This window comes from Sandarakinorhabdus cyanobacteriorum (assembly GCF_002251755.1).
Lineage (GTDB): Bacteria > Pseudomonadota > Alphaproteobacteria > Sphingomonadales > Sphingomonadaceae > Sandarakinorhabdus > Sandarakinorhabdus cyanobacteriorum.
This window is the reverse complement of the sequence record NZ_NOXT01000121.1, coordinates 59,137-84,465: the sequence shown is the minus strand read 5'-3', so window position 1 is coordinate 84,465 and position 25,329 is coordinate 59,137. Positions and strand designations below refer to the sequence as shown.

Here is a 25,329-nt window from a genome sequence, read left to right as displayed (position 1 = left end):
GTCCCTCAGATGGCCTGGGCCTGGGCCGCGGCGCGGCGGGCCTTTTCGGCGGCGGCCAGGCTTTCCGCGACAGCCGGGCCGGCCACGATCATGCGGCCGGGCAGGCGCATGTCGAACCGGGTGAAACGGCCGCCGAGCAGCCGGTCGGGCCCCTTGGCATCAAGCCGGGCAAAGCTGGCCAACGCAGCGCGGGCCTGGCCCGGCTGATCGGGCAGGGCCAGCACCTCGCCGCTCTTGAAGCGCAGATCCCAGCGGCGACCACCGACCAGCGTGGCGGCGAACATGTCGCGGCCCAGCGGGGTGGCGGCAATCAGCTCCAGCGCGTCGCGCACGCGGGCATTGGCGCCGGGGCCGACCAGGATGGGCAGATCATTCCAGCGTTCCAGCCGGTCGCGGGCCAGCACCCGGCCGCTGATGTCGATGGCTGCCAGTTGGCCGTGCAGCTGCCAGAGCGCCACCGGCTTGCGTTCGGTCACCTCGATCACCAGCGTGTCGGGCAGGCGGCGTTGCACGCTGGCATCGGCAATCCACGGCAGGGCGCGCAGCCTGGTGCGCACATCATCAAGATCGGTGTCGAGCATGGCGTTGCTGGGGCCGTTGAGAACGGCATTGTAGATGGCGAGGCGGTTCTGCTCGCGCGCGCCGGTCAATTCAACGTGACGCACTTCCCAGCCGCGCGCCGCGGTCCATTCCACGAAACCGGCCCAGATGCGCTGGGGCACGCCCATCAGGATCATGACGGCGAGCGCCACCGCACACAGGCCGCCCAGGCCGAGCAGCAGCTGTCGGCGGGTGACGGGCGGGCGGGCATTGGCGGGGCTTGTCGCCTTGCTGCGCGCACGCTTGGGCGGCGGAGCGCCGCGCTTCAGCACCGCTGCGGTCATGCGGCCCTCCCATGATCGGCGATCGCCGTGTCGATCAGGCGCTGCACCAGCTGTTCATAGCTGATGCCGCGATATTTTGCCTGTTCCGGCACCAGGCTCAATGGCGTCATCCCCGGCTGGGTGTTCACCTCCAGCAGGAACAGCCCGGCCAGGCCCTGATCCGGATCCCAGCGGAAATCGCTGCGGCTGGTGCCGCGGCAACCCAGCGCCCGGTGCGCGGCCAGCGCATGGGCGAGGGCTGCGGCCTCCACGTCGGCGGGCAGTTGGGCGGGGCACTCGTGCACGGTCACCCCATCGGTGTATTTCGCATCATAGTCATAGAAACCCGAAACCGGTTTCAATTCCGTCACCGCCAGCGCCTCATCGCCCAGCACTGCGACAGTGAGTTCCTTACCGGCGATGAAGGGTTCGGCGAGCAGGGTCGGGAATTCGGCCCAGGGGCCCGGCACGTCACGGCGGATGGGCTGGCCATGGTTGCTGTTGTTCGTGACAATGGCGACGCCAACGCTGGAGCCTTCGTTGACCGGTTTGAGCACATAGGGGCGGGGCAGGGGATCGGCTTCGAAGAGGGTTTCGCTGGCGACGATGCGGCCCTGCGGCATCGGGATGCCGGCCGGCACCAGGATCTTCTTGGTCAATTCCTTGTCGATGGCGATGGCCGAGGTGGTGAGGCCGCTGTGGGTATAGGGGATGCCGAGCAGGTCCATAACGCCCTGCACGCTGCCATCTTCGCCGGGGGTGCCGTGCAGGGCATTGAACACCACGTCGGGCGCGGCGCTGAGCAGTTGCTGGGCAAGGTTGCGGCCCATGTCGATCTCGATCACGTCATGGCCAAGGCTGCGGCAGGCATCGGCAATACCGCGCCCGGAGGTGAGCGACACCTCGCGCTCGGCGGACCAGCCGCCCATGAGGACTGCGACCTTCATGGCTTCACCCGCCCCACCCGCTGGATCTCCCACTCGAGGCTCACGCCCTGCTCACGCAGCACATGGGCGCGCACCAGTTCGCCCAGCGCCTCGATGTCGGCGGCGCGGGCGCCGTGGCTGTTGATCAGGAAATTCGAATGCTTTTCGCTGACTTCCGCGCCACCGACGCGAAGGCCCCGGCAGCCGGCGTTGTGGACCAGTTCCCACGCCTTCAGGCCCGGCGGGTTCTTGAAGGTGGAGCCGCCGGTGCGGGTGCGCAGCGGCTGGCTGGCCTCGCGGGCGGCGGCGATGCGGTCCATCTCGGCCTGGATGGCCGCCTTGTCGCCGGGCTGGCCCTTCAGCCGCGCGGCGATGACGATCTCGCCATCGGCCAGGTTGGAATGGCGATAGCTGTAGCCGAGCGCCGCAGCGGGGCGCGTTTCGATGAAGCCAGCGCGGGTGACGATGGTCACGTCCACCAGCGCATCGGCCACCTCGCGGCCATAGGCGCCGCCGTTCATGCGCACAAAGCCGCCCACCGTGCCGGGAATGCCGCGCAGGAATTCCAGCCCGGCAATGCCGGCATCGCGCGCCGCGCTGCTGACGGCGATGCCGCTGGCGCCGCCGCCGCAGACAAGTGTCTCACCCTCGGCGCGGACCTTGCCGAACACCTTGCCCAGCCGCACCACCACGCCCGGCACGCCCCCATCGCGCACGATCAGATTGCTGCCCAGACCCAGCGCCATCACCGGCACGGCCGGATCGAGCGCGGCCAGAAAGGCGCACAGATCCTCCACGTCCGCCGGCTCGAACAGCCAGTCGGCCGCACCGCCGGCCTTGAACCAGACCAGCGGGGCCAGCGGCGCTGCTGCCGTCAGCTTGCCGCGCGGGGTGGGCAGCAGGCTCATCCCGCCTTCACCCGCGCAATCGCATCGGCCAGGCCGGCCGCCCATTTGGTGATATCGCCTGCGCCCAGGCAGATCACCTGGTCGCCGGGCTGCACCACGCCGGCCAGTTTCACGGCCAGATTGTCGGCGCCGGTGACCGTCTCGGCGCTGGGGTGGCCGGCGGCGACCAGGCCGGCGGCCAGCGCGGCGGCGTCAACGCCCGGGATCGGGGCTTCGCCGGCGGCATAGACCGGCGCGACATAGACCATGTCGGCATCGTTGAAGCCGGCGCAGAATTCGCCCATCAGATCGCGCAGGCGGGTGAAACGGTGTGGCTGGACGACGGCGATGACGCGGTCCTGGGCGCCTTCCCGCGCCGCAGCGAGCACGGCCTTGATCTCGACCGGGTGGTGACCATAATCGTCGATGATGGTGGCACCGGCCACCTCACCCACCTTGGTGAAGCGGCGCTTGACCCCGCCGAAGCGGGCGAGGCCGGCGCGCAGGCCATCATCGTCCACGCCCAGTTCCAGCGCGACGGCAATGGCGGCGAGCGCGTTCTGCACATTGTGGCGGCCGGGCATCGGCAGCACCAGATCATCGATGCGGCGTTGGCCATCCCGGGTGCGCACCAGCACGGCAAAGCGGTTGCCGCCCGGCACTGGTGTCACATCGGCCCCACGCACATCGGCGGTGGCGGCAAAGCCATAGGTGATGATGCGGCGATCCGACACGCGCGGGATCAGCGCCTGCACCTCCGGGTGATCGATGCACAGGATGGCAGCGCCATAGAAGGGCACGGCGTGCACGAACTGGCGAAAGCCTTCGCGCACCTTTTCGAAATCGCCCCAGTGATCGAGATGCTCGGGATCGATGTTGGTGACGATCCCGAACGTGCCGGTGAGGCGCAAGAAGCTGCCATCGCTTTCGTCGGCTTCCACCACCATCCAGTCTGACGCGCCGAGGCGGGCGTTGGAGCCGATCGAGTTGATGATGCCGCCGTTGATCACCGTGGGATCAAGCCCGCCGGCATCGAGCAGCGTGGCGACCATCGAGGTGGTGGTGGTCTTGCCGTGGGTGCCGGCGACCGCGACGCAGCTTTTCAGGCGCATCAGTTCGGCCAGCATTTCGGCGCGGCGGACCACCGGGATGCGCTTGGCCCGGGCGGCCATCACTTCCGGATTGTCGGCTTTGATCGCGGTGGAAATCACCAGCACGGCGGCGTTGGCGACATTTTCCGGCTTTTGGCCGATGAAGACGGTGATGCCCTTCTTGCGCAGGCCTTCCACCACATAGGATTCCGCCGCATCCGAACCCTGCACGGCAAAGCCCAGATTGGCCATCACCTCGGCAATGCCCGACATGCCGATGCCGCCGATGCCGACAAAATGGATGACGCCGATATCGGTGCGGAAACCGGGGCGGAAGGCGAGGGGGGCGGCGCCAAGGGCAGTGTTGGGTGGGCTCATGCGATCAATCCGGTGGCGATGACAAGATTGGCCAGGCGCTTGGCGGCCTCCGGATGGCCGGCGGCGCGCGCCGCGCTGGCGGCTGTGCCGAGCCCCTGCCGGTCGGCCAGCCACGCCGTCAAGGCCTGCGCCAATCGTTCCGGCGTGAAATCCGGTTGGCGGATCATCTGGGCGCCGCCGGCGGCGACCAGTGCGGCGGCATTGTCGGCCTGGTGATCATCGGTGGCAATCGGCAGCGGCACCAGGATGGAGGGGCGGCCCATCACCGCCAGTTCGGCCACGGTCGACGCGCCCGACCGGGCGATGACGATATGGCTGGAGGCCATTTCGGCGGGCAGATCGGGGAAATAGGCGGCGATCACCGGCTCGATCCCGGCGGCGCGATAGGCGGCCAGCATGGCATCGCGGTCTTCGTCGCGGCCCTGGTGGGTGATGTCCAGGAGCCCGCGCACCTCTGCCGGCAGCAGGGCAATGGCGGCCGGCACCACGCTGTTGAGGATGGCGGCGCCCTGGCTGCCGCCGGTGACCAGCAGCTTCAGGCGCGGGGCCTCGGCATCATAAGGCAGATCGGCGGCTGCCAGCACTTCGGGTCGGACGGGGTTGCCAATGAAATGCACGCGGCGCTCAAAGGATTTTTCGAGCCGGCGCACCCGGGGGAAGCTGGTGGCAATGGCCCGCACGCGGCCCGCCAGATAGCGGTTGGTGCGGCCGAGCACGGCGTTCTGTTCGTGGATCAGGCTGGGCAGATAAAGCGACAGGGCCGCCAACAGGCCGGGCAGGGCCGGATAGCCGCCAAAGCCGATCACCGCGCGCGGGCGGATCTGCTTGAACAGGGCGCGTGCCGTCTGGCGGCCGCGCCAGATGCTCAGGGTCACCTGCGGCAGCGCCTTCCAGCCGCTGCGCCCGGTGGAGGCGGCATCGACCTTGGTCACCGGGACGCCGGGAAACAGGCCGGGGAAGCGCAGGCCGCGCTCATCTGTCACCAGATGCACCTCGTGGCCACGCGCCATCAGTTCCAGCGCCAGGCAATGCGCCGGCACCATGTGGCCGCCGGTGCCGCCGGCGCACAGCACATAGGTGCCGCCGGGCTGTGGGGTGCGGGGGCGCGGGTTGTCGGTCATGCGGCCAGAGCGCCCTTGGCCCAGGGCCGCCCCTTCAGGAAGGGATTGCAGCGGGTGAGGGCGAGCAGCATGCCGGCGCCCAGCGAGATGGCGAGGAAGCTGGAACCGCCATGGCTGATGAAGGGCAGGGTCATGCCCTTGGAGGGCAGCAGCGCCAGATTGACCATCATGTTGATGGTGGCCTGCAGGCCGAACTGGATGGCCAGACCCGATGTGGCGAGGAAGATGAAGGGATCATCCTCCTCCATCGCCAGCAGCAGGGCACGCACCACCAGCGCCAGGAACAGCCCAGCAAGCAGGGCGCAGGCAATCAGGCCAAACTCCTCGCCGAGCACGCTGAAGATATAATCGGTCTGGGCTTCGGGCAGGCGGAACTTCATGCGGCCTTCGCCCGGCCCGGTGCCCATCAGGCCACCGGCGCGGAAACAATCCAGCGCCTTGTCGATCTGGAACGTGTCGCCGGAACCGGTGATGAACTTGTCGATGCGGGCGGCGAAGTGATCGAGGGTGAAATAGGCGGCAACCAACCCGATCACGCCGGTGACAGCCAGTGCGCCGATGATGGTGAGCGACAGGCCGGCCAGCGTGGCCTGGGACAGCCACACCACCGAGATCAGTGCCGATTGGCCGACATCGGGCTGGGCGATCAGGCAGATCAACGCCATGGCCAACACCGCCGCGCTGATCTGCATCGTGGGCAGGCTGCCGTCCTCCAGCTTCAGGCTGAGCAGCCAGGCGGTGGCGATGATGAAGCAGGGCTTGAAGAATTCCGATGGCTGGAACTGGAAGCCCGGCAGCTGGATCCAGCGTGCCGCGCCGTTGGCGCCGCCGCCGATGAACGGCACCAGGATGAGGGAGAGCAGACAGATCAATGTGCCCACCACCGCCAGCCGTTTCAGGTTGCGGATGCTGAGCATCGAGGTGCCGAGCATGACCGGCAGCCCCAGCGCCACCCACATCAGTTGGCGGTAGAGGAAATAAAGATCGTCCATCCGGAAATTGCCGCCCGAAAGCCGCCGGGCCGCCGCCGGTGAAGCAGCGGCCACCGCAGTGATGCCGGCCGCGATCAGCGCCAGGATCAGCAGCAGCAGGGTCTTGTCGATCGTCCAGAACCAGCGGCCGAAGCGGCTGCGGTCCCCGCGCGAGAAGGCGGCGCCAGCGCCGGCGGGATAGCTGCGCTTGTCGAGGCGGCGTGCTGCAAGGCCCATCAGTCCATCCCCCTCACAAGGCTGCCACGGCCTCGCGGAAGGCCGCGCCGCGCTGTTCGAAATCGCGATATTGATCAAAGCTGGCCGCAGCCGGGCTGAACAGCACGACATCTCCGGTCTGCGCCGTGGCCAGGATGCCCGTGATGGCGGCATCAAGCGTGCCGGCTTCGGTGACCGGCAAGTGCGGGCGCAACTGCGCGGCGAATTGCGGCGCCGCCTCGCCGATCAGCCATGCATCTACCACCTGGCCCAGATTGGGCAGCACCGCCGACAGATCGGCCTGGCCATTGGTGTCGAGCTTGGGCCGGCCGCCGGCAATCCAGTGGATGCGTTGGTAGGCCGCGAGCGCTGGGGCGGTGGAATCGGGGTTGGTCGCCTTGCTGTCGTTCACCCACAACAGGCCGCGCTTTTCGCCGACCGGTTCCATGCGATGGGCGAGGGCCTGATAGCTGGCGAGCCCGCGCGCGATGGTGGCATCGTCCAGCCCCAGCCGCCGCGCGGCGGCGACGGCGGCGCGGGCGTTTTCGAGATTGTGCGGCCCCTGCAGCGAGGGCCAGTCGGCCTGGGCGCCGGGCAGGGCGACGTCCTCGATCGTGATCAGGCCGGCTGGGCCCGTGGCAACATGATAATGCGCCTGGGCCGCGCGGCCGACGATGGCGGTGGCGCCGGGTGTCTGCATGGCAAAGAGCCGCGCCTTGGCTGCGGCATAGCCGGCCATGGTGCCGTGCCGTTCGAGATGATCGGGCGTGATGTTGGTGAGGATGGCCACATCGCAGGCGAGGCTGTGGGTGATGTCCAGCTGATAGCTCGACAGTTCCAGCACCCAGACGCCGCCGGCTGGCAACGGATCCTGCGCCAGGATCGGCAGGCCGATGTTGCCGCCCATCGCAGCGGGGATGCCGGCGGTGACGAGCAGATGGTGCAGCAGTGCGGTGGTGGTTGATTTGCCGTTGGTGCCGGTGATGCCCACCACCCGTGTGGGCGGCAGGTGCGGCAGGGCGCGCGCGAACAATTCGGTGTCACCCATCACCGGCACGCCGGCCCTGGCGGCAGCGGCGAAGATCGGGGCGCTGTGTGGCACGCCGGGCGAGACGATGATGCCAGCCAGGCCCGACAGGTCGGCATGCACAAGATCGACCAACGTGCCATCAAAGGCGGTGCGGGCCGCCTCGCCGTCATCCCAGGCCCAGACATCCCCGCCCGACGCCGTGATGGCAGCCGCAACCGCCCGGCCGGTGCGGGCGAGGCCCAGCACACCCCAGCGTTTTGCGGCAAAGGCGGGTGCGGTGATCAAGGCTGCGACGCTCCACCCCCCCGCACGCCACTGATACGCCGCGGCGCGCGCGGTGTGGGGTTTTGGAGGATGAGGGGTGGAGCGCCGCGTACGAGCATGGCCATCACCGCAGTTTCAGCGTGGCCAGGCCCGCAAGGGCGAGCAGGATGGCGATGATCCAGAAGCGGATCACCACGGTGGATTCTTTCCAGCCTTTCTTTTCATAATGATGGTGCAGCGGGGCCATGCGGAACACGCGGCGGCCGGTGGTCTTGAAGCTGACGACCTGGATGATGACGGACAGGGTTTCCAGCACGAACAGGCCGCCGATCACCAGCAGCACCAGCTCGTGATTGGTGATGACCGCGATGGTGCCGAGCGCGCCGCCGAGCGCAAGGCTGCCGGTGTCGCCCATGAACACCTGGGCCGGCGGCGCGTTGAACCACAGGAAGCCCAGACAGGCACCGATCAGCGCGGCGCAGAACACCGCCAGTTCGCCCGAACCGGCGACATGATGGATGCCGAGATAATCGGAAAAGCGGATATTCCCTACCAGATAGGCGATGATGGCAAAGGCCCCGGCGGCGATGATCACCGGCATGGTGGCAAGGCCATCCAGCCCGTCGGTCAGGTTCACCGCATTGCCAAACCCGGTCACGATGAAGGCGGCAAAGCCGATGTAGAACCAGCCCAGATCAAGTCCATAATCCTTGACCAGCGGCAGGTAGAGTTTGAAGCCGGTGTGGGTGGCGATATAGGTGCAGGCAAGGCCGGCGATCAGGAACTCGAGGCAAAGGCGGACCTTGCCGGAAACGCCCTTGTGGCTCTGCTTCGTCACCTTGTCATAATCGTCCATGAAGCCGATGGCGCCGAAACCAAGGGTGACGGCGAGGGCCGCCCACACGAAGCCGTTGGTGATGTCCATCCACAGCAGGGTGGAAATCGTGAAGCCGATCAGGATGAGCAGGCCGCCCATTGTTGGGGTGCCGCGCTTGGTGAGCAGGTGCCATTCCGGCCCGTCTTCCCGGATCGGCTGGCCCTTGCCCTGCTTCATGCGCAGCATGTCGATGAAGCGCGGGCCGATCAGCAGTGCGATGGCCAGGCTGGTCATCAGTGCCGCGATGGCGCGGAAGCTGATATAGCGGAACAGGTTGAACAGGCCTTCATAGCCCGCCAGATCAGCCAGCAGCTTGATCATGCCATATGCTCCCCGGCGGCCAGCGCGGCGACCACGCGGCCCAGCCCGATTGAATTGGATCCCTTGGCCAGCAGCACGTCGTCGGCCGCAAGGCTGCGGCCGATCTCGGCCATCGCCGCATCGGCCGTGGCGACATGGCGCACGTCGGTCTGGCGGCCCAGCGCCTCGGCCAATGGCTTCATTTCGGCGCCGACCAGCACGGCCAGCGCCACCTGCGCATCGATGATGTGCGGCGCGATGCCGGCGTGGAATTCTGCCGACAGCGTGCCCAGTTCCTTCATGCTGCCCAACAACGCGATGCGGCGGCCGGCGCGGGCCGGCACCACGTCGCGCAACACGGCAAGGCTGGCAGCCATGCTGGCAGGATTGGCGTTGTAGGCTTCGTCGATCACGATGGCCTGGCCGTTCCCGGCCGGCACCCGCAGCCGCCGGCCCCGGCCCGGCAGGCCGTTCAGTTCGGCCAGCGCCAGCCCGGCCAGCGCGAGATCGCCGCCGGCTGCCTGCACTCCGGCCAGCACGGCCAGCGCGTTGTTCACCCAATGGCGGCCAGCCATGCCGATCTTGAAGGTCAGGCGGTCATCCCCAATGCGGGCGGTCACGCACGAGCAATCGGGGTGGAGGGCCACCTGTTCGGCCATCACGTCGGCCCCGGCCGTCTGCCCGAAGCGGACCACGCGGGCCCCCGCTGCCACCGCCGCATCGGCCAGCAGGCCGGCATGGGGATTATCGTGCGGGATGATGGCAGTGCCGCCAGCCGGCAGGCCGGCAAAGATTTCGGCCTTGGCGCGGGCAATGTCGGCCTCGGTGGCGAAGAATTCGCGGTGGGCCGATGCCACCCAGGTGACGATGGCGATGTGCGGGCGCACCAGCTGGGTGAGGGCGGCCAGTTCGCCGCTGTGGTTCATGCCCATTTCGAACACGCCAAAGCGGCTGGCCGCCGGCATACGTGCGAGGGACAGCGGCACGCCGGTGTGGTTGTTGTAGCTCTTGACCGAGGCGTGCACGGCATCAGGCGCAAAACGGGTGAGCGCCGCCTTCAGCGCCTCCTTCACGCCGGTCTTGCCAACACTGCCGGTCACGCCAATGCGAAGCGCGTTGCTGCGGTCGCGCGCGGCGCCGCCCAGCGCGTTCAAGGCGGCCATCGTGTCCGCCACGCGCACGGCAGGGCCGTCAACGGCTTCGCTGACCAGCAGGCCGGCCGCGCCGCGTTCGCGCGCCATGCCGAGATAGCGATGCCCGTCGGTCGCCTCGCCCTTCAGCGCGATGAACAGGTCGCCGGGCTCCACCTCGCGGCTGTCGAAGGTGACGCCGGTGGCGGCGAACTCACCGATGGCGGTGCCGGCGCAGGCGGCGGCGATCTCGGCGCTGGTCCACAGGCTCATGCCGCGCACTCCCGCGCAACGGCGACATCATCGAACGGCAGGGTGCGGCCGGCGATGATCTGGCCTTGCTCATGGCCCTTGCCCGCGATGAGCACGATATCGCCCGCCCCGGCCGTGGCCATGGCGGCGGCAATCGCCTCGCGCCGGCCGGGCACGATGCTGGCGCCCGGCGCACCGGCGGCGACGGCAGCGCGGATGGCGGCCGGATCCTCGCTGCGCGGATTGTCATCGGTGATGAAAACCTGATCGGCGTGGGCGGTGGCGGCTTCTCCCATCAACGGGCGCTTGCCGGCGTCGCGGTCGCCGCCGGCGCCGATGACGATGATCAGCTTGCCCGTCACGTGCGGGCGCAGCGCCGCGCAGGCCGCGACGATGGCATCGGGCGTGTGGGCATAATCGACATAGACGGCGGCGCCGCTGCGGGTGATGACGGCGCGCTCCAGCCGGCCGCGCACGCCCGACACGCGGGCAAGGGCGGCAAGCGTGGCCGCAACCGCGCCGCCGGTGGCAATCACCAGGCCGGCCGCCACCAGGGCATTGGCCGCCTGATAGGCGCCGATCAGCGGCAGGGCGATCTTGTGGCGGCTGCCGGCCGCTTCCACCACCAGGTCCTGCCCCAGCGCGGTTGGGGTGCGGCTGATCAGCTTCAGCGTCTCGCCGGCGGTGCCAACGGTGAGCAGAGCGAGGCCACGGGCGCGGGCCAGCGCGATCATCCGGGCCGACCAGTCACCATCGTCGGCCCAGATCACCGCGCTGCCATTGGCGTCCAACACCTCGGTGATCAGCCGGGTTTTCGCGGTGAAATATGCCTCCATTGTGCCATGGTAATCGAGGTGATCGCGCGACAGGTTGGTGAAGGCCGCGGCCCGCACGGCCAGGCCTTCGGTGCGATACTGGTCAAGCCCGTGGCTGGAGGCTTCGAAGGCGGCATGGCTGATGCCTTCGCGCGCCAGGCCGGCCATGGTGGCGAGGAAGGTGACGACATCGGGCGTCGTCAGGCCGCCAGTGCCATCGGCCGGGGCAACACGCTCGTAACCGGTGGTCACGCCCAGCGTGCCGATGCTGGCCGAACGCTGGCCGGCGAGTTGCCACAGCTGGCGAGTCAGTTCGGCGGTGCTGGTCTTGCCGTTGGTGCCGGTGATGGCCACCGTTGTCGCCGGGAAGGGCGCGAAGAAGCGGGCGGCCAGGGCGGCAAAGGCACGGCGCGGATTGGCATCGGCAATGTGCAGCGCGCCGTCCACCACCGCTTCAGGGCGGGCAACCACGGCCACGGCCCCGGCGGCGATGGCAGCCGGAATATAATCCTCGCCATTCACCCGGGCGCCCTGGAAGGCCCCGAACACGGTGCCGGGGGCAACCTTGCGGTTGTCCAGCGCAAAGCCAGTGACCACCGCATCGCCACCACCTGGAATGAGCGCCCCCAGCCGCACGGCTTATTCCTTCACGTCGGCACCGCCGGGCAGCAGCCCGGCCAGATTCACGTCGCGGTTGTAATCGGGCAGCACGCCGAGCGGCGGGGCGATGCGTTCGATGATGCGGTGGATTGCCGGGGCCACCACCATGCCGGCGGTGCGGAAGCCATAGGTCGCCTTGCTGCCGCGCGGATCGTCGATCATCGCCACCACGACATAGCGCGGCGCGTCCACCGGGAAGACGGCGGCGAAGTTCACCACATTCTGGCCGCGGACATAGCGGCCGCCTTCGATCTTTTCGGCGGTGCCGGTCTTGCCGCCGACGCGATAGCCGGGAACATCGGCCTTGCGGCCGGTGCCATTGGTCACCACCAGACGCAGCAGGCGGCGCATTTCGGCGCTGGTCTTTTCCGAAAAGACGCGGGTGCCGGCCGGCACGGCAGCGGCGTCGCGCTTCAGGATGGTGGGCGGCCGGTAAAAGCCGCCATTGACCAGCGTGGCATAGCCATTGGCGAGATGCAGCGGCGACACGGTGAGGCCATGGCCATAGCTGATGGTCATTGTCGCCAACTGGCCCCAGTTTGAGAGTGGGGGGAATTGCGGCTTGGTCTTTTCCTTCAGCTCAAACTCGGCCGGTTTCAGGAAGCCCAGCTTGTCGAGATATTCGCGCTGGCGCTCGCGGCCCACCTCCAGCGCCATGCGGGCAGTGCCGATGTTGCTGGAATAGATGAAGATTTCCGGCACGGTGAGCCAGCGGTTCTTGGCGTGATCGTCACGGATGCGGAAACCGGCCACTTCCAGCGGGCGGGTGGCGTCATATTGCTTCTGCAGGTTGGTCAACACGCCGGTTTCCAGCGCGGTGGCAATGGTGAAGGCCTTGAAGGTGGAACCCAGCTCATAGCCGCCCAGCGTCACCCGGTTGAAGCGGCTGCCATCATCATTGGCGGTGGTGTACACGGTGCCATCGGCGCGCTTGCCCGGCACATTGGGGTTGAAATCCGGCAGGCTGACCATGGCCAGCACTTCGCCGCTGTTCACGTCCATCACCACGCCGGCAGCACCCTTGGCGTTCTGATCGGCCACCAGCGCAGCCAGCTCGTGGCTCATCGCCTGCTGGACCCGCACGTCGAGGCTGAGCATCAGCGGGGTGGCGCGTTTCACCGGATCGGCAAGATCGGCATCAAAGGCCTTTTCCACGCCAATGAGGCCATGGCCCTTGTCGTCGGTGTAGCCCAGTGCCTGGGCGGCAAGCGCGTAATTGGGGTAGAGCCGTTCGGCCTCGCGGGCCAGTTCGATGGCGGGTTCGCCCAGTTCGTTGATGCGGCGGGCCTGGCCGGGCAGCACGCGGCGGGCCAGATAGCGGAAGCTCTTGCCCGAGGTGAGATCAGCCAGGATCTCTTCGCGGGTGCGCTCGGGCAGGATGGTGGCCAACCGGGTTGCCAGCACCTCGGGGTCCGACGTCAGCCGGCGCGGCATCACGGTGATGGCATAGGCTTCAAAGGTGCGGGCCAGTTCGACGCCGTTGCGATCCAATATGTCGCCACGCGGCGGCGCCGCGCTGATCGTCGGGCCGCTGCTTTTGGGAATGCCCTGCACCACGGCCAGATCAATGAGCCGCACGAGGATGACCAGCGCCAGCACCGGAAACAGCATGATGATGAAGGCCAGGCGTTGCCGGGCCTGGCTGCGCGCCGTCACCCGCTCTCCGGCGGCGGCCGGAATGGCGCGGATCAACGGATCATTGCCGGGGATGGTTGCCATCAGTTGGCCCCTTCGTGCGGCTCGGTCGGATCAGCCGCTTCTTCCTGTGGCAGGGGTTCGGGCTGGGTCACCGCCGGCAGGGCGGCGCTGGCCGTCGCTGCCGGGGTGCCAAAGCTCGTCTTCAGCACGCGTGCGCCGGTTTCGCTGGCCGGCGGCGGTGCTTCGGCCGCCAGCGGCGCATCGACCGCCACTGCCATCTGCACGCGGGGCAGGGCATCCGGGCGTGCGGCAAAGGCCGCCAGCTGCACAGGCGATCGCAGGATCTGGCTGCTTTGCGGGGCGGCCATCTGGAACACGGCGTCGTTCCAGCGCTGCATCTCGGGCATGCCGGCGCGCGTGCGCAGTTCGGCTTCCAGCTCGCGGATGCGCACCTTGTTGTCCACCAGTTCGATGTTCAGCCGGGTGACGGCGCGGCGTTCGGCTGCGGCGCGGGTGGTGATCACCTGGGCAGACGCAACGATCACCGTGGTGGCGGTGATCCACAGCATGGCCGACAGATATTGCCTCATGCCCGTCCCTCCACGGTGGTTGGCCAGGCCGGCGCGGCGGTGCGCACGGCGCTGCGCAAGGTGGCGCTGCGCGCCCGCGGGTTGCGGGCGATTTCGGCATCCGATGGCCGCACGGCCTTGGCTGGTTTTTCAAAGCTGGGGGCCGGGCCGCGCGCGGCATAGGGCTGGTGGCGCGATGCGGCCGGCGCGCTGCCCGACCGGTCACGCAGGAAGGCCTTCACCCGCCGGTCTTCGGCCGAATGGAAACTCACAACGGCCAGCCGGCCGCCCGGCTTCAACAGGCGTTCGGCGGCGGCCAGCCCGGCATCCAGCTGGCCCAGTTCGTCGTTCACGTGAATGCGCAGGGCCTGGAAACTGCGGGTGGCCGGATCCTTGCCCGGCTCGCCGCGCCCCAGCACACGGCGGATCAGGCCGGCCAGTTCGCTGGTGCGGCTGAACGGCCGATCAGCAACGATGGCACGCGCAATGCGGCGCGAGGCGCGCTCATCACCCAGATGATAGAGGACATCGGCGATTTCAGTTTCGCTGGCGCTGTTGATGAAATCGGCCGCGCTCATGCCTTCCTGCGCCATCCGCATGTCGAGCGGGCCATCGGCCTGGAAGGAAAAGCCGCGTTCTGCCCGATCGATCTGCATCGACGACACGCCGATGTCAAAGGCGATGGCATCCACGGCGGCCACGCCATGATCGGCAAGGCCAGCTCCCAGCTCGGCAAAGGGCCGACGGATCAGGGTGACATCATCCAGCCCGGCCAGATCGGCATTGAGCGCATGGGCATCCGGGTCCCGGTCAAAGCCATAGGCATGGGCCAACCCAGCCGCCCGTGCCGCCCGCAGATAGCCGCCGGCGCCCAGCGTGGCATCGACATAGATGTCGCCGGCCGCCAGGTTCAGCGCGGCCATCACCTCATCGAGGAGGACGGGCACATGCGGCGCCGCGCTCATGCCGGGCGCTCCAGCGGCAGGCCGCGCGCTTCCAGATTGAGCAGGATTGCCTTGCGGTGCTGCGGTTTCAGGTTGGGCTGGGCCAGAAAGGTCCAAGGATCCCAAAGCTCGAAATAGTTGAAGCCGGCAATGAACCAGACATGGTTGCCCAGATCGCCATAGCTGCGCAGAAGCGGATTGAGCACGAAGCGGCCCGCTTCATCGATCGAGATTTCCTCCATATATCCGGCGAGCTCAGCGTTCTCGTCGTAGACGTCGTTGGAGGTATCCATGCCATGCTTGGCTTGGAACCTGTCCCGCATGCGCAGCGCTTCGCCCTTGTCATAGGCGATCAGGCACGGCCGGTTGTTGTGGCCGGGACCCATCAGCACCTCACGGGCACTGCCGCGTGCAGCGAGCGTTGAACGCAGGCTGGCCGGGATCGACAGCCGGGACTTGGAGTCCACGACATTCAATCCATGACCAAAGAACAAGGCTTCCGACACCGCATCCCCCCGCTCAGGGAAGCCGGTGGAAGTGGCATTGCGCAGGCTGGTCGCCGGGTCGTTCCGATCAACCTTTGCCCGCAAATGCCCCTGTTACCCGAATTCCGCTGTGGAAAACTGGTGTAACATGGGAATTCGTGGGTCTCAATGGGAACTCGTGGGACAGGATGCCCTTATATGGGGATATCCATGGGCAATTCGGGCCGATTTGGCCGATGTTCATGGCTTGTTCTGGCGAAAAAACCGCCTGTGGATAAGTCTGTGGGAGGAATTTGCCGGGATGGCCTGGGATTTTGCCCCACCAGGCCAGCCCAACGGGGGGTCAGCGTGGGAAAGCGTGGGCGCGCCGGCCTCGAGTCGCGGCGTCTGCTCACGGTTCGGCCGGGCGGCTGGCGGGGCCGGGTGCCACGCCGAGCACGGCCAGGGATTCACCGTTACCCGGGCCTTCATCCTTGCCGGCCGGGCGCAGGCCGGCGGCCGTCATCAGCACCACCAGAAACACCGCGGCAAGGCCGGTCAGCCCCCAGCGCAAGCGCTCGCCGCGCGGCGGCGCGGTGCGGCGTTCGGCCGGGTCTGACGAGGGATCAACCATCCCTTCATCATACGGCGCTGAGTCAGGCCGGAGCAAGGCCCTTGGCTGCCAACCAATCGGGATTGTAAATGGTTGAAAGATAACGCAAACCGCTGTCGCACAGGATGGTTGCGATGATATGGCCCGGCCCCATCAGCCGTGCCAGCCGCACCGCGCCCGCCACATTGATGCCGGATGACAGGCCCAGGCACAGGCCCTCTTCGGCGTTCAGGCGGCGCACCCAGTTGAGGCCCTCGGCGTCGGGCACGCGGAACTGGGCATCGACGCTCAGCCCATCCAGATTGCCGGTGATGCGGGACTGGCCGATGCCCTCCGACACGCTGGATCCTTCGGCGCGCAGTTCGCCACAGGCGAAATAATTGTACAGCGCCGCGCCTTCGGGATCGGTCAGCGCGATGGTGATGTCGGGCCGCTCGGCACGCAGGCCCAGCGCCACGCCGGCCAGCGTGCCGCCGGTGCCCACCGCACAGGTGAAACCATCGATGCGGCCACCCGTCTGCCGCCAGATCTCAGGCGCGGTGGTGCGGATATGGGCAAGCCGGTTGGCGACATTGTCGAACTGGTTGGCCCAGATGGCGCCGGGCGTTTCCTCGGCGATGCGCCGCGAGGTGTGCACATAATGGCCGGGGTTGGCATAGGGGGCGGCCGGCACCAGCACCAGTTCGGCGCCCAGAGCGCGCAGCGTGTCCTGCTTTTCGCGGCTCTGGGTTTCCGGCATCACGATGATCGTCTTGTATCCGCGGGCTGCGCCTACCACGGCAAGGCCGATACCGGTGTTGCCGGCGGTCCCTTCAACGATGATCCCGCCGGGCTTGAGCAGACCGCGGCTTTCGGCATCTTCGATGATGCCAAGGGCGGCGCGATCCTTCACGCTGCCACCGGGGTTGAGGAATTCGGCCTTGCCCAGGATGGTGCAGCCGGTTTCGGCACTGGGGCCTTTCAGGGTGACGAGCGGGGTGTTGCCAATCAGGCTGATGATGTCGCGGGCGGTGTCCATGCCGCTTCATACCCCGTCGCCATGGCCGCCCACAAGCAAGCTTGGTTGAACCTGCCCCAAGCCCCGTTACTATGTCGGCGATGTTGCGTGTTGCCGTTCCCCTGCTGTTGCTGCTGCTGGCCGGCTGCTCGTCCGGCCCGCCGGGCGGCACGCTGGCCGTCGCGGTGGCCGGCGATGGACCGGACGCCGCCGCGATGGCCGATCATCTGGCGGCCGAGGCCAGCGAAGCCACGCTGATCACCCGGGGAGCGGGCGGCGAACTGGCGCCAGGCCTCGCCACCAGCTGGCGTTTTCTTGATTCCGGCAGTGACCTCATCCTGCGGCTGGCCCCGGTGCGGTGGCCGGCCAAGAGCGGGCAGGGTCGTGAGCTGGCGGCCCGCGATGTCGTGCTCAGCCTGGCGCGCACACCGCGCCGGCATCGCCCGGCCCTGGCGGCCGCCGGCTTGTCGGCGCGTGGCACCACCCGGGCGCCGATTGCCCGTGTGGTGGAATTGTTGCCGCGACCGGCAACGCCGCACCTGCTGGATTGGCTGGCTGAACCGGCGCTGGCCGTGCGGGATCGCCGCGGTCGCCCGTTTCCCGGCCCCTATGCCGCCACCCGCAATGGCGCTGGCTGGCAGCTGGAGCGGCGCAGCGATGCCGAGCAACCGGCGGCGCGTGCGGCCCGCATCAGCCTAGCGCCCCTGCCGGTGGCGACGGCCGTTCGCGAGTTTGCCGAAGGGCGAAGGAAGCTGGTGCTGGGTGCCGGGCTGGCCGGCCTGGGTGCGGTGCGGGCCAGTGGCCAGGGGCGGGCCATCCGCATCGAGCCTGTGGACGGTGTGATCGGGCTGGCGTTGCGGCCGGGCGGCGTGCTGGCTGATGCGCGTCTGCGCCGGGCGATCTGGCTGGCGGCTGATGGTGGGCCGCTGGCCAACCGGGTTGCCCTGTCGGCGCTGGCGCCGCAAAGGCGGTTGTGGCCGCAACTGCCGCCCGCGGATGATGATCGGGCCCGCCCGATGGCGGCCAGACGGGCGCTGGCGCAAGCCCTGCTGGCCGAGGCCGGCCACGGCCTTGACCAGCCGCTGAAGCTGCGGCTGGCACTGCCACCGGGAGCGGACTGGCCGATATTGGCCGAAGCGTTGGCCACCAGCCTGGCGCCAATCGGCATCAGCCTGGCCATCGCCCCCGCTGACCGCGCCGATCTGCTGCTGGTGGAGCATGTCGCCCCGGTGCCTGATGTGCTGGCCCATCTGGCCCGTTGGCGTTGCGGGCAGGTGCGCCCCTGCAATCCGGCGGCTGACCGGTTGCTGGCGCAGGCAGCGGCGGCCGGCAATGATCCGGCCCGGCGCCTCGCGCTCGCCGCCGCCGCCGAAGCCCAACTACAGGTCGATCCGGCCTTTGTGCCGTTGCTGCGCCCGGTGCGCTGGGCGCTGGTGGCCGATCGGTTGAGCGGATTTCAGGCCAACCGGCTGGGCCGCCATCCGCTCGGTCGTGTCGCAATCGGGGAATGAGCCTGTAACATTGGCGGGGGCTGGTGCGGACAGGCAGGCGACCATGCCGATCAACCCGCCCGACCATGACCAGTGATGAACCCACGCTTGCCCGCATGATGCAGGCCAGCCAGGCGGGCGATGCCTTGGCCTATCGGCAGTTGCTGGGCGCGCTGGTGCCGTTGCTGCGGCGCTGGTTCCGGCAGAAGGTGGCGCCGGCCGATCTGGATGATCTGGTGCAGGATACGGTGATGGCGGTGCACCGGCGGCGGGCCAGTTGGGATCCGGCACGGCCGTTCCTGCCCTGGCTGGCGGCCATTGCGCGATACCGGTGGGTGGATGGGCTGCGGCGGGCCAGCGTGCGTGATCATGATGAATATGTGGATGATTTTGCCGTGGAATCGGGCGAATCGGTGCTGGGCGCCCGGCTTGGCTGTGATCGCCTGCTGGCCTTGATACCGTCTGGGCAAGCGGCGGCGATCCGCGCCGTGCGCATCGATGGGCTGAGTGTGGCCGAAGCGGCCGACCGGCTGGGCCAGAGCGAGGCGCTGATCAAGGTGAATGTGCATCGCGGCCTGAAGCGTCTGGCTGCGCTTGTGGAAGAGGGTTGAAGATGGCTGTCGGTTCTGCAGAGGATGCTGACCTGCCCTGGCTGGACCAGTTGGCTGCCGATCTGGCGCCGGTCCGGCCATTGGACGACGGCCCGGCCCGCTGGCAGTTGGCGGGCCTGGTTGGCGCTGCTGCGGTGCTGGTGGCTTTGGCGCTGGGGCTGCGCACGGATCTGGTGGCCGGCCAGCCCGATCTGATGTTCCTGTTGCGCTGTGGCAGCCTGGCCGTGCTGGCGCTGGTGTGCACGCTGGCAGCGCTTGACCATGCCCATCCAGGCGTTGGGCGCAGCAGCGACGGCTGGAAGGTCGCCATCCTGATGGCTGGCCTGTTGCCATTGGCAGGGCTGGCACAGGCGGTGATGCAGCCCGATCACGCCATTGCCATGGCCGCGCAGCCCAGCGGCTGGCAGTGCCTGATGGTCAGTCTGGGCATCGCCAGCCTGGCCGCGTTGCCGATCATCCGCCATTTGCGCCGCGGCGCGCCCGTGGCACCCGAACGTGCCGGTCTGCTGGTTGGCCTGTCAGCCGGCAGCCTTGGGGCATTGGCCTATAATGTGCACTGCCCGTTCAACAGCCTGGCCTATATCGGCCTCTGGTATGGCAGTGCGGTGGCCATCGCCACGGTTGCTGGCCGGCTGATCGTGCCGCGACTGGTGCGCTGGTAACCGCAGCGGCGGTTCAGCACTGCTTGTTCTTGGACGTGGCCTTGGCAATTTCCCGCCCGGCGAGGGCACCAGCGCCGGCGACCAGCGCGGTTTCGCCCAGATTGCCGCCCAGGGCCGCGGCACCGGCCCCGGCAATCACGGCGCCGGCGATGGTGGCGCGGGTCTTGGCGCGCTTCTTGGCGCGCTGGCATTCTTCCAGCGTGGCATAGGTCTTGCCGCCGGTTTCATACATCTGCGGCACCGGGCTGGTGGGGGCAGGCCGGGTCTGGGCCGCAGCAGGCCCGGCGATGGCCAACGCGGCGGCCAGGCTGATCAGGTGGCGCATGTCTCTCTCCCTCGATGATCCGGTCGACAGTCTGCCCCGGCTTGCCGGAGGGCACAATCGGGTTCAGACTGGGTTCAATTTCACCCAGGCAGGCTGTCGCCATGATGAACCGCATTCCCTCCCTGTCCGCCGCGCTGATCGCGCTTGCTGCCACGCCCGTGCTGGCCCAGCCGGCGGCCCTGATGCGGCCAGGCCAGCCGGTGGTGCTCGGCTCGGGCCATGCCGCGCCGGCGCCGATGATGGCCGATGGTGGTGGCCCGCCGGTGGGTGGTGGTGCGCTCTACCAGATTTATGAACGGGCCGCGGCGCAAGGGCGGGCCCAGGCGCCGGCCTATGCGCCGCCACCGCCGCCCTATGGCTATGCGCCAATGGGCTATGGCGATGGCCCGGCGCCGGTGGGCGCCAATGGCTGGCGCAGCGGTGCCTATGGCGATCCGGCCGATGGCTATTGCCGGCCTTCGTCGGGCCGGGGTGCCACCATCGGCGCGCTGTCGGGCGCGGCGCTGGGCTTTGGCCTGTCCAACCGGCGCGAGCGCGGGGTTGGCACGCTGATTGGCGGCCTGGTTGGCGGTCTCACGGGTGCGGCCATTGAACGGGGCAGCAACCGCTGCCGCTGATCTGGCCCTGCCGCTGATCAGTCGCCGTTGATCGCCGCGAGGAACACCGCGCCCCAGCTTTCCAGTTTCACCGCGCCCACACCGGGGATGCGGGCCATGCCGGCCATGTCGCGTGGGCGGCTGGCGGCCATCGACCGCAGCGTTGCATCGGAAAACACGATATAGGGCGGCACCCCGGCTTCGGCCGCCAGCTGCCGGCGCAGGGCGCGCAGCCGTTCGAACAGCGGCTGGTCGCTGGCGGCCAGATCGGCGCTGGCGCTGGCCCGGGCAGCGGCGCGGCGCGGCGCCACCTGTTTCATGGTGATCGGCACCTCTCCCTTCAGGATGGCGCGGGCGGCGGGGCCCAGCACCAGGCCGCCGCCTTCTGGGTCGCGCTCCAGCGCGTCGATCGCCTCCAGCTGGCGGCCGAGGTTGCGCCACTGATCGGCCGGCCAGTCGCAGCCGATGCCGAAGACGCTGCTGCGGTCGTGGCCGAACTTCGTCACCTTCTCGTTGGTCTTGCCGGCCAGCACGTCGATCAGATGGGCGATGCCAAAGCGCTGGCCGGTGCGATAGACGGCCGAGAGCAGCTTGCGCGCCGCCCCCGTCGCATCGACCAGATTGGGCGGGTTCAGGCAGTTGTCGCAATTGCCGCAGCGTTCGGGCGGGGCTTCGCCGAAATAGCGCAGCAGCGCATGGCGCCGGCAGGCCGCGGTTTCCAGAAAGCCGATCAGCGCGTTCATCCGCCGGGTTTCGCTGGCCTTATGGGCATCACTGCCTTCGCCCGCTGCGATGAAGCCGCGCAACCGCGCCACATCCTCCCCGCCCCAGATCAGATGCGCCACCGCCGGATCGCCATCGCGGCCGGCGCGGCCGGTTTCCTGATAATAGGCCTCGATCGATTTGGGCAGGCCGGCGTGGGCGACAAAGCGCACATCCGGTTTGTTGATGCCCATGCCAAAGGCGATGGTCGCCACCATCACCATATCCTCGGCCGCGACAAAATCGGCCTGGTGGCGGCTGCGGGTGATGGCATCCAGCCCGGCGTGATAGGGGCGGGCGCGCAATCCCGCTTCGGTGAGCCAGCCGCAGATGGTTTCGGTGGCGGCGCGGGTGGGGGCATAGATGATGCCGGCCTGCCCGCCCTGCCCGGCCAGAAAGGCCAGCAGCTGGCGCCTGAGATTGTCTTTCCCGGCCACTTCATAGCGGATGTTGGGCCGGTCAAAGCCCGACAGGGTGATGCGGTCGGGCGCGATCCCCAGCTGCACGGCGATATCGGCGCGGGTTTCGCGATCGGCGGTGGCGGTGAGCGCGATGCGCGGCACGCCGGGCAGGGCATCGCACAAGGAGCGCAGGCGGCGATATTCCGGGCGGAAATCATGGCCCCACTGGCTGACGCAATGGGCTTCATCGATGGCGATCAGGGCGATTTCGGTGCGGCTGAGCAGGGCGCCAAACCCCTCCATCAACGCCCGTTCGGGGGAAACATAGAGGAGATCGAGCTGGCCATCGGCCATGTCGCGCCACACCTGGCCGCTGTCAGCCGACTGGCTGTTCAACGTGGCGGCGCGCACCCCCACGGCTTTGAGCGCCTGCACCTGATCTTCCATCAGGGCGATCAGCGGCGAGATGACGATGCCTGTGCCCGGCCGGATCAGCGCCGGCAGCTGATAGCAGATGGATTTGCCGGCCCCGGTGGGCATGATGGTCAGCACGTCGCGCCCGGCCAGCACATCGGCGATGATGGCTTCCTGGTCCCCACGAAAATCATCGTGGCCAAACACCTGTTTCAACAACTGCCGGGGGGTCATGGCGGTGCGATAGCCCGGTGCTGGCGGGACGGCCAGTGCCGATTGCGCGGGACACCGGCAGGGCATGGTCGGTTCGAATGAGAAAGAGCGGCAGCGTGCGCGGCGACAGCGCGGCCGATTTGACACTTTTGACGGAATCGCCGGGATTCAGATTTGATTTTGCGTCATATTTTTCAATTGTCAGCCGTCCTGCACATCATGACGGGCTTTGCCCGTGTAGGACAGCGCCGCGGTTCCGTGTTGCCGCAACTGCCGCTATGGTGGCGCGCATGACCATGGCCAACCGCCTGAAAGCCCGCGCGCCCTGGGCCTTGCCCGCGCTGCTGATCCCGCTGGCGCTGTGGATCCTGTGGAGCGAGCTGGGCCCCATCGCCCGCGCCGCGCCGCCAGCGCCGGACCGGGCCGTGACGATCAGTGCCACGGCGCTTGACGGCGTGGGCAGCCAGATCGGCCCGTTCCGCCTCACCGGTGCGCTGGCGCTGCGCAGCGAAGACGCCGGCTTTGGTGGCCTGTCGGGCCTGGCGGCCGCGGGCGAAGGCCGGCTGGTGGCGGTGACCGATGCCGGCCAGTGGCTGACGCTGACGCCGCAGGATGTGGCCGGCCGGCTGGCGGGGGTGGGCGCGGCGCGCATGGCCGGCGTTGCCAGCGGCGCGGAGAAGAGCGACCTTGATTCCGAAGCCATTGTGCTGACGCCGGATGGCCGCACCCTGATCAGCATGGAGCAGCGCCATCGCATCCTGGTGCTGAAGGGCCAGGCGCCGCCGTTCCAGCCCGAAGGCCTGATCTTTCACACGGCGGCGGCGAGCTGGCCGCCCAATGGCGGCGGCGAATCGCTGGCGCTGCTGCCAGGAGGGGAGACGCTCTGGATTTCGGAGGATGCGCGACTGGCCCCCGGTGTCGCCATGGCGTTGCTGACCGCCGCCGATGGCACCACCCGCCAGATCGGCATTCCGGTGCCCGAGCATTTTGCCCCCACTGATGTGACCGTGCTGGATGGCCAGCGCCTGCTGCTGCTGCACCGCAAATTTGATGGCGTGTCGGTGGAAGCCGCCATCACCCTGGTTGATCTGGCGCCGGTGCTGGCCGGCGGCGACAGCGCCACCATGCGGCCGCTGGTGCGCTGGGGCCGCGACGCCCCGTGGCCCATCGACAATATGGAAGGGCTGACGCTGGTGCGTGCCGGCGGCCGGACGATGTTGTTCCTGGTGTCGGACGACAATTTCAACCCGGCCCAGCGCACGCTGTTGTTGCGGCTGGAGCTGGTCAACCCGCTGGACGGCGCGCAATCACCTTGATTTCGGTGATGCCGGTATCGGGCAGCAGGCGCGACACGCTGATCGCCGTCCACGCCGGGAAGGGCGGCTTGATATAGCGGTTCTTCACCGCCGCCATCGGATCAAGCTGCGCCTTCACATCGGTGTGGAAGCTGGTGATCTCCACCACATCGGCCCAGCCGACACCGGCGCGCGCCAGGATGGCGCCAATGCGCTTGAAGGCGCGTTCATAGGCGGCGCTGGGGTCCACCTCGCCGGGTGCGAGGCCGACGACAACGCCCGACAGATAGACGGTGTCGCCCGCGATCACCGCATCGGCATAGCCATATTTTTCCTGAAAGGCGCGTTCGGCGGGGTTTTCCGACATCAGCACGCTGCCGGCCGGCAGGGCGGCGGCGGGGCCGGCGGCCAGCATCGCCAGCGCCATCAACGGGGATTTCATCCTGTCTCTCCTTCATGCCACATCGACCAGAAGGGCGGTGCTTCGCCGTGCTGCCACTGGTTGCGCACTGCAAAGCCATGGGCCTGGTACAGGCCGACGTTGGAGGGCGTTGCGGTTTCCAGATAGGCCGGCGCGCCGTCCGCCTGCGCCCGCCCGGCGCGCAGCAGGGCGCCGCCGATGCCCTGCCCCTGCGCAGCGGATGCCACCCCGATGAACTGCAGATAATGGTGCGGGCGGCGATCATGCTGATGATCCATGGCGCCCATCAGGCCCAGTGTGCGCGGCAGCGCGCGGCCGAAGCAATGGACGAGGCGCGGCAGATTGGCGATCAGCGTGGGCAGCGGCAGCGCCCAATCGCCCGGCGGCCGCCACAGCGCCACGCCGGCAATGCTGCCATCAGCGGCAAGCGCCAGCTGCGCCCGGTCGAGCCGGGGCGCGGCGTGGAGGATCAGATCGAAGAAGCGCCGCAGCCGCGCCGGCCGGCTGGCGGGATCGGGGAAAATCCAGGCCAGCGCCGGATCGTCGCCAAAGGCATCGGCGAGCACGGCGGCCATGGCCGGCCGGTCTGCCGGGGTGGCGGCGCGAATCGGGGGCGGGGTGCGCATGGCGGCAGGATAGCGCCGCTGGCACCGGAACGCACGAAAGCGGCCGGAGCCTGGGCCCCGGCCGCCTGCATCAGCCCGAAGCGAGCGTCGCGCTGCCCTCAGGCAGCGGCGGCCTGCTTCTTGGCGATTTCCTTCTTCAGCTTGACGCAGCGATCCGACAGCAGGCTGTCGCTGGTCTTCATCAGCCAGTTGTCGAGGCCGCCGACATGTTCCACCGAACGCAGGCCGTTCATGGAAACGCGCAGGCGCACGCCGCGGCCCAGCGTATCCGAAATCAGCGTCACATTCTGCAGGTTGGGCAGAAAGGTGCGCTTGGTCTTGTTGTTGGCGTGGGACACGTTGTGGCCGATCTGGCGGCCCTTGGCGGTCAGTTCGCAAACGCGCGACATGGCAGACGTCCTTGGTCGAAATCGTGAATCGAATCTGTGCACGCAAACCCGCCCGGAACAGGCAGGTTCGCAACAGGGGGCGGCGCATAACCCAGCAGGGCACAGGCGTCAACCATGC

26 protein-coding genes are annotated in these 25,329 nt (G+C 68.4%); 5 read left to right on the top strand and 21 right to left on the bottom strand.

What is annotated here, in order from left to right:
• Positions 1-5: 5 nt before the first annotated feature.
• The 16 genes from CHU93_RS13335 to CHU93_RS13260 form a co-directional block, all read right to left on the bottom strand.
• Positions 6-884, bottom strand: a complete 879-nt coding sequence (locus CHU93_RS13335; protein ID WP_094474657.1) for a cell division protein FtsQ/DivIB — start codon at positions 882-884, stop codon at positions 6-8.
• Positions 881-1,810 (bottom strand): D-alanine--D-alanine ligase, encoded by a 930-nt coding sequence (locus CHU93_RS13330; protein ID WP_094474656.1) that lies wholly within the window; start codon positions 1,808-1,810, stop codon positions 881-883. The genes CHU93_RS13335 and CHU93_RS13330 overlap by 4 nt, the downstream gene beginning before the upstream one ends.
• Positions 1,807-2,697, bottom strand: coding sequence for a UDP-N-acetylmuramate dehydrogenase (gene murB / locus CHU93_RS13325; protein WP_207759280.1), 891 nt, complete (start codon positions 2,695-2,697; stop codon positions 1,807-1,809). The genes CHU93_RS13330 and murB overlap by 4 nt, the downstream gene beginning before the upstream one ends.
• Complete coding sequence (gene murC / locus CHU93_RS13320) at positions 2,694-4,145, bottom strand: UDP-N-acetylmuramate--L-alanine ligase (RefSeq protein ID WP_094474655.1); 1,452 nt, start codon at positions 4,143-4,145, stop codon at positions 2,694-2,696. The genes murB and murC overlap by 4 nt, the downstream gene beginning before the upstream one ends.
• Positions 4,142-5,266, bottom strand: a complete 1,125-nt coding sequence (murG, locus tag CHU93_RS13315; RefSeq protein ID WP_094474654.1) for an undecaprenyldiphospho-muramoylpentapeptide beta-N-acetylglucosaminyltransferase — start codon at positions 5,264-5,266, stop codon at positions 4,142-4,144. The genes murC and murG overlap by 4 nt, the downstream gene beginning before the upstream one ends.
• Positions 5,263-6,474, bottom strand: coding sequence for a peptidoglycan glycosyltransferase FtsW (locus CHU93_RS13310; RefSeq protein ID WP_086115894.1), 1,212 nt, complete (start codon positions 6,472-6,474; stop codon positions 5,263-5,265). The genes murG and CHU93_RS13310 overlap by 4 nt, the downstream gene beginning before the upstream one ends.
• A gap of 13 nt (positions 6,475-6,487) precedes the next feature.
• Positions 6,488-7,768, bottom strand: a complete 1,281-nt coding sequence (gene murD, locus CHU93_RS13305; RefSeq protein ID WP_094474653.1) for a UDP-N-acetylmuramoyl-L-alanine--D-glutamate ligase — start codon at positions 7,766-7,768, stop codon at positions 6,488-6,490.
• Positions 7,769-7,871: 103 nt separating this feature from the next.
• Positions 7,872-8,945, bottom strand: a complete 1,074-nt coding sequence (mraY, locus tag CHU93_RS13300) for a phospho-N-acetylmuramoyl-pentapeptide-transferase (protein ID WP_094474652.1) — start codon at positions 8,943-8,945, stop codon at positions 7,872-7,874.
• Complete coding sequence (locus CHU93_RS13295) at positions 8,942-10,327, bottom strand: UDP-N-acetylmuramoyl-tripeptide--D-alanyl-D-alanine ligase (RefSeq protein WP_094474651.1); 1,386 nt, start codon at positions 10,325-10,327, stop codon at positions 8,942-8,944. The genes mraY and CHU93_RS13295 overlap by 4 nt, the downstream gene beginning before the upstream one ends.
• Positions 10,324-11,757 carry a UDP-N-acetylmuramoyl-L-alanyl-D-glutamate--2,6-diaminopimelate ligase gene (locus CHU93_RS13290; RefSeq protein ID WP_094474650.1) on the bottom strand — a complete coding sequence of 478 codons (1,434 nt, stop codon included), beginning with the start codon at positions 11,755-11,757 and terminating at the stop codon, positions 10,324-10,326. Before CHU93_RS13290 ends, CHU93_RS13295 begins: the two co-directional genes overlap by 4 nt.
• Before the next feature lie 3 nt (positions 11,758-11,760).
• Positions 11,761-13,500, bottom strand: a complete 1,740-nt coding sequence (locus CHU93_RS13285) for a peptidoglycan D,D-transpeptidase FtsI family protein (RefSeq protein WP_094474649.1) — start codon at positions 13,498-13,500, stop codon at positions 11,761-11,763.
• A complete protein-coding gene (locus CHU93_RS13280) occupies positions 13,500-14,009 on the bottom strand; it encodes a hypothetical protein (RefSeq protein WP_094474648.1) in 510 nt (169 codons plus the stop codon). Before CHU93_RS13280 ends, CHU93_RS13285 begins: the two co-directional genes overlap by 1 nt.
• Positions 14,006-14,953, bottom strand: coding sequence for a 16S rRNA (cytosine(1402)-N(4))-methyltransferase RsmH (rsmH, locus tag CHU93_RS13275; RefSeq protein WP_094474647.1), 948 nt, complete (start codon positions 14,951-14,953; stop codon positions 14,006-14,008). The genes CHU93_RS13280 and rsmH overlap by 4 nt, the downstream gene beginning before the upstream one ends.
• A complete protein-coding gene (locus CHU93_RS13270) occupies positions 14,950-15,399 on the bottom strand; it encodes a division/cell wall cluster transcriptional repressor MraZ (protein ID WP_133064404.1) in 450 nt (149 codons plus the stop codon). The genes rsmH and CHU93_RS13270 overlap by 4 nt, the downstream gene beginning before the upstream one ends.
• Before the next feature lie 409 nt (positions 15,400-15,808).
• Positions 15,809-16,030, bottom strand: coding sequence for a hypothetical protein (locus CHU93_RS13265; RefSeq protein ID WP_086115903.1), 222 nt, complete (start codon positions 16,028-16,030; stop codon positions 15,809-15,811).
• A gap of 22 nt (positions 16,031-16,052) precedes the next feature.
• Positions 16,053-17,027, bottom strand: a complete 975-nt coding sequence (locus CHU93_RS13260; RefSeq protein ID WP_086115904.1) for a cysteine synthase A — start codon at positions 17,025-17,027, stop codon at positions 16,053-16,055.
• A gap of 80 nt (positions 17,028-17,107) precedes the next feature.
• Here CHU93_RS13260 and CHU93_RS13255 point away from each other — a divergent pair, with 80 nt between their 5' ends.
• The 3 genes from CHU93_RS13255 to CHU93_RS13245 all read left to right on the top strand — a co-directional run bounded on the left by CHU93_RS13255 (position 17,108) and on the right by CHU93_RS13245 (position 19,769).
• Positions 17,108-18,517 carry an ABC transporter substrate-binding protein gene (locus CHU93_RS13255; protein WP_165768737.1) on the top strand — a complete coding sequence of 470 codons (1,410 nt, stop codon included), beginning with the start codon at positions 17,108-17,110 and terminating at the stop codon, positions 18,515-18,517.
• A 65-nt stretch (positions 18,518-18,582) separates the two neighbouring features.
• Entirely contained in the window at positions 18,583-19,107 is a 525-nt protein-coding gene (locus tag CHU93_RS13250) for a sigma-70 family RNA polymerase sigma factor (protein WP_094474644.1), read from the top strand.
• 2 nt (positions 19,108-19,109) lie between these two features.
• Positions 19,110-19,769 carry an NrsF family protein gene (locus CHU93_RS13245; protein ID WP_086115907.1) on the top strand — a complete coding sequence of 220 codons (660 nt, stop codon included), beginning with the start codon at positions 19,110-19,112 and terminating at the stop codon, positions 19,767-19,769.
• 13 nt (positions 19,770-19,782) lie between these two features.
• Here the strand turns inward: CHU93_RS13245 and CHU93_RS13240 are convergent, their stop codons facing one another.
• Positions 19,783-20,094, bottom strand: a complete 312-nt coding sequence (locus CHU93_RS13240) for a hypothetical protein (RefSeq protein WP_086115908.1) — start codon at positions 20,092-20,094, stop codon at positions 19,783-19,785.
• Between the two features lie 101 nt (positions 20,095-20,195).
• On the opposite strand from CHU93_RS13240, the gene CHU93_RS13235 reads away from it, so the two are divergent.
• Positions 20,196-20,711, top strand: coding sequence for a glycine zipper domain-containing protein (locus CHU93_RS13235; protein ID WP_165768736.1), 516 nt, complete (start codon positions 20,196-20,198; stop codon positions 20,709-20,711).
• A gap of 17 nt (positions 20,712-20,728) precedes the next feature.
• Here the strand turns inward: CHU93_RS13235 and recQ are convergent, their stop codons facing one another.
• Positions 20,729-22,501: a DNA helicase RecQ gene (recQ, locus tag CHU93_RS13230; protein ID WP_094474642.1), complete on the bottom strand. Its 1,773-nt coding sequence runs from the start codon at positions 22,499-22,501 to the stop codon at positions 20,729-20,731.
• Between the two features lie 269 nt (positions 22,502-22,770).
• Here recQ and CHU93_RS13225 point away from each other — a divergent pair, with 269 nt between their 5' ends.
• The gene (locus CHU93_RS13225) at positions 22,771-23,796 is read left to right on the top strand and encodes an esterase-like activity of phytase family protein (RefSeq protein WP_165768735.1); all 1,026 of its coding nucleotides are present in this window, start codon (positions 22,771-22,773) and stop codon (positions 23,794-23,796) included.
• On the opposite strand, the gene CHU93_RS13220 is transcribed toward CHU93_RS13225, so the two are convergent.
• The 3 genes from CHU93_RS13220 to rpmB all read right to left on the bottom strand — a co-directional run bounded on the left by CHU93_RS13220 (position 23,765) and on the right by rpmB (position 25,211).
• Entirely contained in the window at positions 23,765-24,217 is a 453-nt protein-coding gene (locus tag CHU93_RS13220) for a RidA family protein (RefSeq protein WP_086115911.1), read from the bottom strand. The genes CHU93_RS13225 and CHU93_RS13220 overlap by 32 nt on opposite strands.
• On the bottom strand, positions 24,214-24,822 hold the full coding sequence (locus CHU93_RS13215; protein WP_094474640.1) for a GNAT family N-acetyltransferase: 609 nt from the start codon (positions 24,820-24,822) through the stop codon (positions 24,214-24,216). Before CHU93_RS13215 ends, CHU93_RS13220 begins: the two co-directional genes overlap by 4 nt.
• 98 nt (positions 24,823-24,920) lie before the next feature.
• The gene (rpmB, locus tag CHU93_RS13210) at positions 24,921-25,211 is read right to left on the bottom strand and encodes a 50S ribosomal protein L28 (RefSeq protein WP_086115913.1); all 291 of its coding nucleotides are present in this window, start codon (positions 25,209-25,211) and stop codon (positions 24,921-24,923) included.
• Between the last annotated feature and the right edge of the window lie 118 nt (positions 25,212-25,329).

What these genes read in the sequence shown, in the direction of transcription:
- CHU93_RS13335 (WP_094474657.1), bottom strand. Translation starts at nt 884, where the DNA reads ATGACCGCAGCGGTGCTGAAGCGCGGCGCTCCGCCGCCCAAGCGTGCG.
- CHU93_RS13330 (WP_094474656.1), bottom strand. Translation starts at nt 1,810, where the DNA reads ATGAAGGTCGCAGTCCTCATGGGCGGCTGGTCCGCCGAGCGCGAGGTG.
- murB (WP_207759280.1), bottom strand. Translation starts at nt 2,697, where the DNA reads ATGAGCCTGCTGCCCACCCCGCGCGGCAAGCTGACGGCAGCAGCGCCG.
- murC (WP_094474655.1), bottom strand. Translation starts at nt 4,145, where the DNA reads ATGAGCCCACCCAACACTGCCCTTGGCGCCGCCCCCCTCGCCTTCCGC.
- murG (WP_094474654.1), bottom strand. Translation starts at nt 5,266, where the DNA reads ATGACCGACAACCCGCGCCCCCGCACCCCACAGCCCGGCGGCACCTAT.
- CHU93_RS13310 (WP_086115894.1), bottom strand. Translation starts at nt 6,474, where the DNA reads ATGGGCCTTGCAGCACGCCGCCTCGACAAGCGCAGCTATCCCGCCGGC.
- mraY (WP_094474652.1), bottom strand. Translation starts at nt 8,945, where the DNA reads ATGATCAAGCTGCTGGCTGATCTGGCGGGCTATGAAGGCCTGTTCAAC.
- CHU93_RS13295 (WP_094474651.1), bottom strand. Translation starts at nt 10,327, where the DNA reads ATGAGCCTGTGGACCAGCGCCGAGATCGCCGCCGCCTGCGCCGGCACC.
- CHU93_RS13285 (WP_094474649.1), bottom strand. Translation starts at nt 13,500, where the DNA reads ATGGCAACCATCCCCGGCAATGATCCGTTGATCCGCGCCATTCCGGCC.
- CHU93_RS13280 (WP_094474648.1), bottom strand. Translation starts at nt 14,009, where the DNA reads ATGAGGCAATATCTGTCGGCCATGCTGTGGATCACCGCCACCACGGTG.
- rsmH (WP_094474647.1), bottom strand. Translation starts at nt 14,953, where the DNA reads ATGAGCGCGGCGCCGCATGTGCCCGTCCTCCTCGATGAGGTGATGGCC.
- CHU93_RS13265 (WP_086115903.1), bottom strand. Translation starts at nt 16,030, where the DNA reads ATGGTTGATCCCTCGTCAGACCCGGCCGAACGCCGCACCGCGCCGCCG.
- CHU93_RS13260 (WP_086115904.1), bottom strand. Translation starts at nt 17,027, where the DNA reads ATGGACACCGCCCGCGACATCATCAGCCTGATTGGCAACACCCCGCTC.
- CHU93_RS13255 (WP_165768737.1), top strand. Translation starts at nt 17,108, where the DNA reads ATGTTGCGTGTTGCCGTTCCCCTGCTGTTGCTGCTGCTGGCCGGCTGC.
- CHU93_RS13250 (WP_094474644.1), top strand. Translation starts at nt 18,583, where the DNA reads ATGACCAGTGATGAACCCACGCTTGCCCGCATGATGCAGGCCAGCCAG.
- CHU93_RS13245 (WP_086115907.1), top strand. Translation starts at nt 19,110, where the DNA reads ATGGCTGTCGGTTCTGCAGAGGATGCTGACCTGCCCTGGCTGGACCAG.
- CHU93_RS13240 (WP_086115908.1), bottom strand. Translation starts at nt 20,094, where the DNA reads ATGCGCCACCTGATCAGCCTGGCCGCCGCGTTGGCCATCGCCGGGCCT.
- CHU93_RS13235 (WP_165768736.1), top strand. Translation starts at nt 20,196, where the DNA reads ATGATGAACCGCATTCCCTCCCTGTCCGCCGCGCTGATCGCGCTTGCT.
- recQ (WP_094474642.1), bottom strand. Translation starts at nt 22,501, where the DNA reads ATGACCCCCCGGCAGTTGTTGAAACAGGTGTTTGGCCACGATGATTTT.
- CHU93_RS13225 (WP_165768735.1), top strand. Translation starts at nt 22,771, where the DNA reads ATGACCATGGCCAACCGCCTGAAAGCCCGCGCGCCCTGGGCCTTGCCC.
- CHU93_RS13220 (WP_086115911.1), bottom strand. Translation starts at nt 24,217, where the DNA reads ATGAAATCCCCGTTGATGGCGCTGGCGATGCTGGCCGCCGGCCCCGCC.
- CHU93_RS13215 (WP_094474640.1), bottom strand. Translation starts at nt 24,822, where the DNA reads ATGCGCACCCCGCCCCCGATTCGCGCCGCCACCCCGGCAGACCGGCCG.
- rpmB (WP_086115913.1), bottom strand. Translation starts at nt 25,211, where the DNA reads ATGTCGCGCGTTTGCGAACTGACCGCCAAGGGCCGCCAGATCGGCCAC.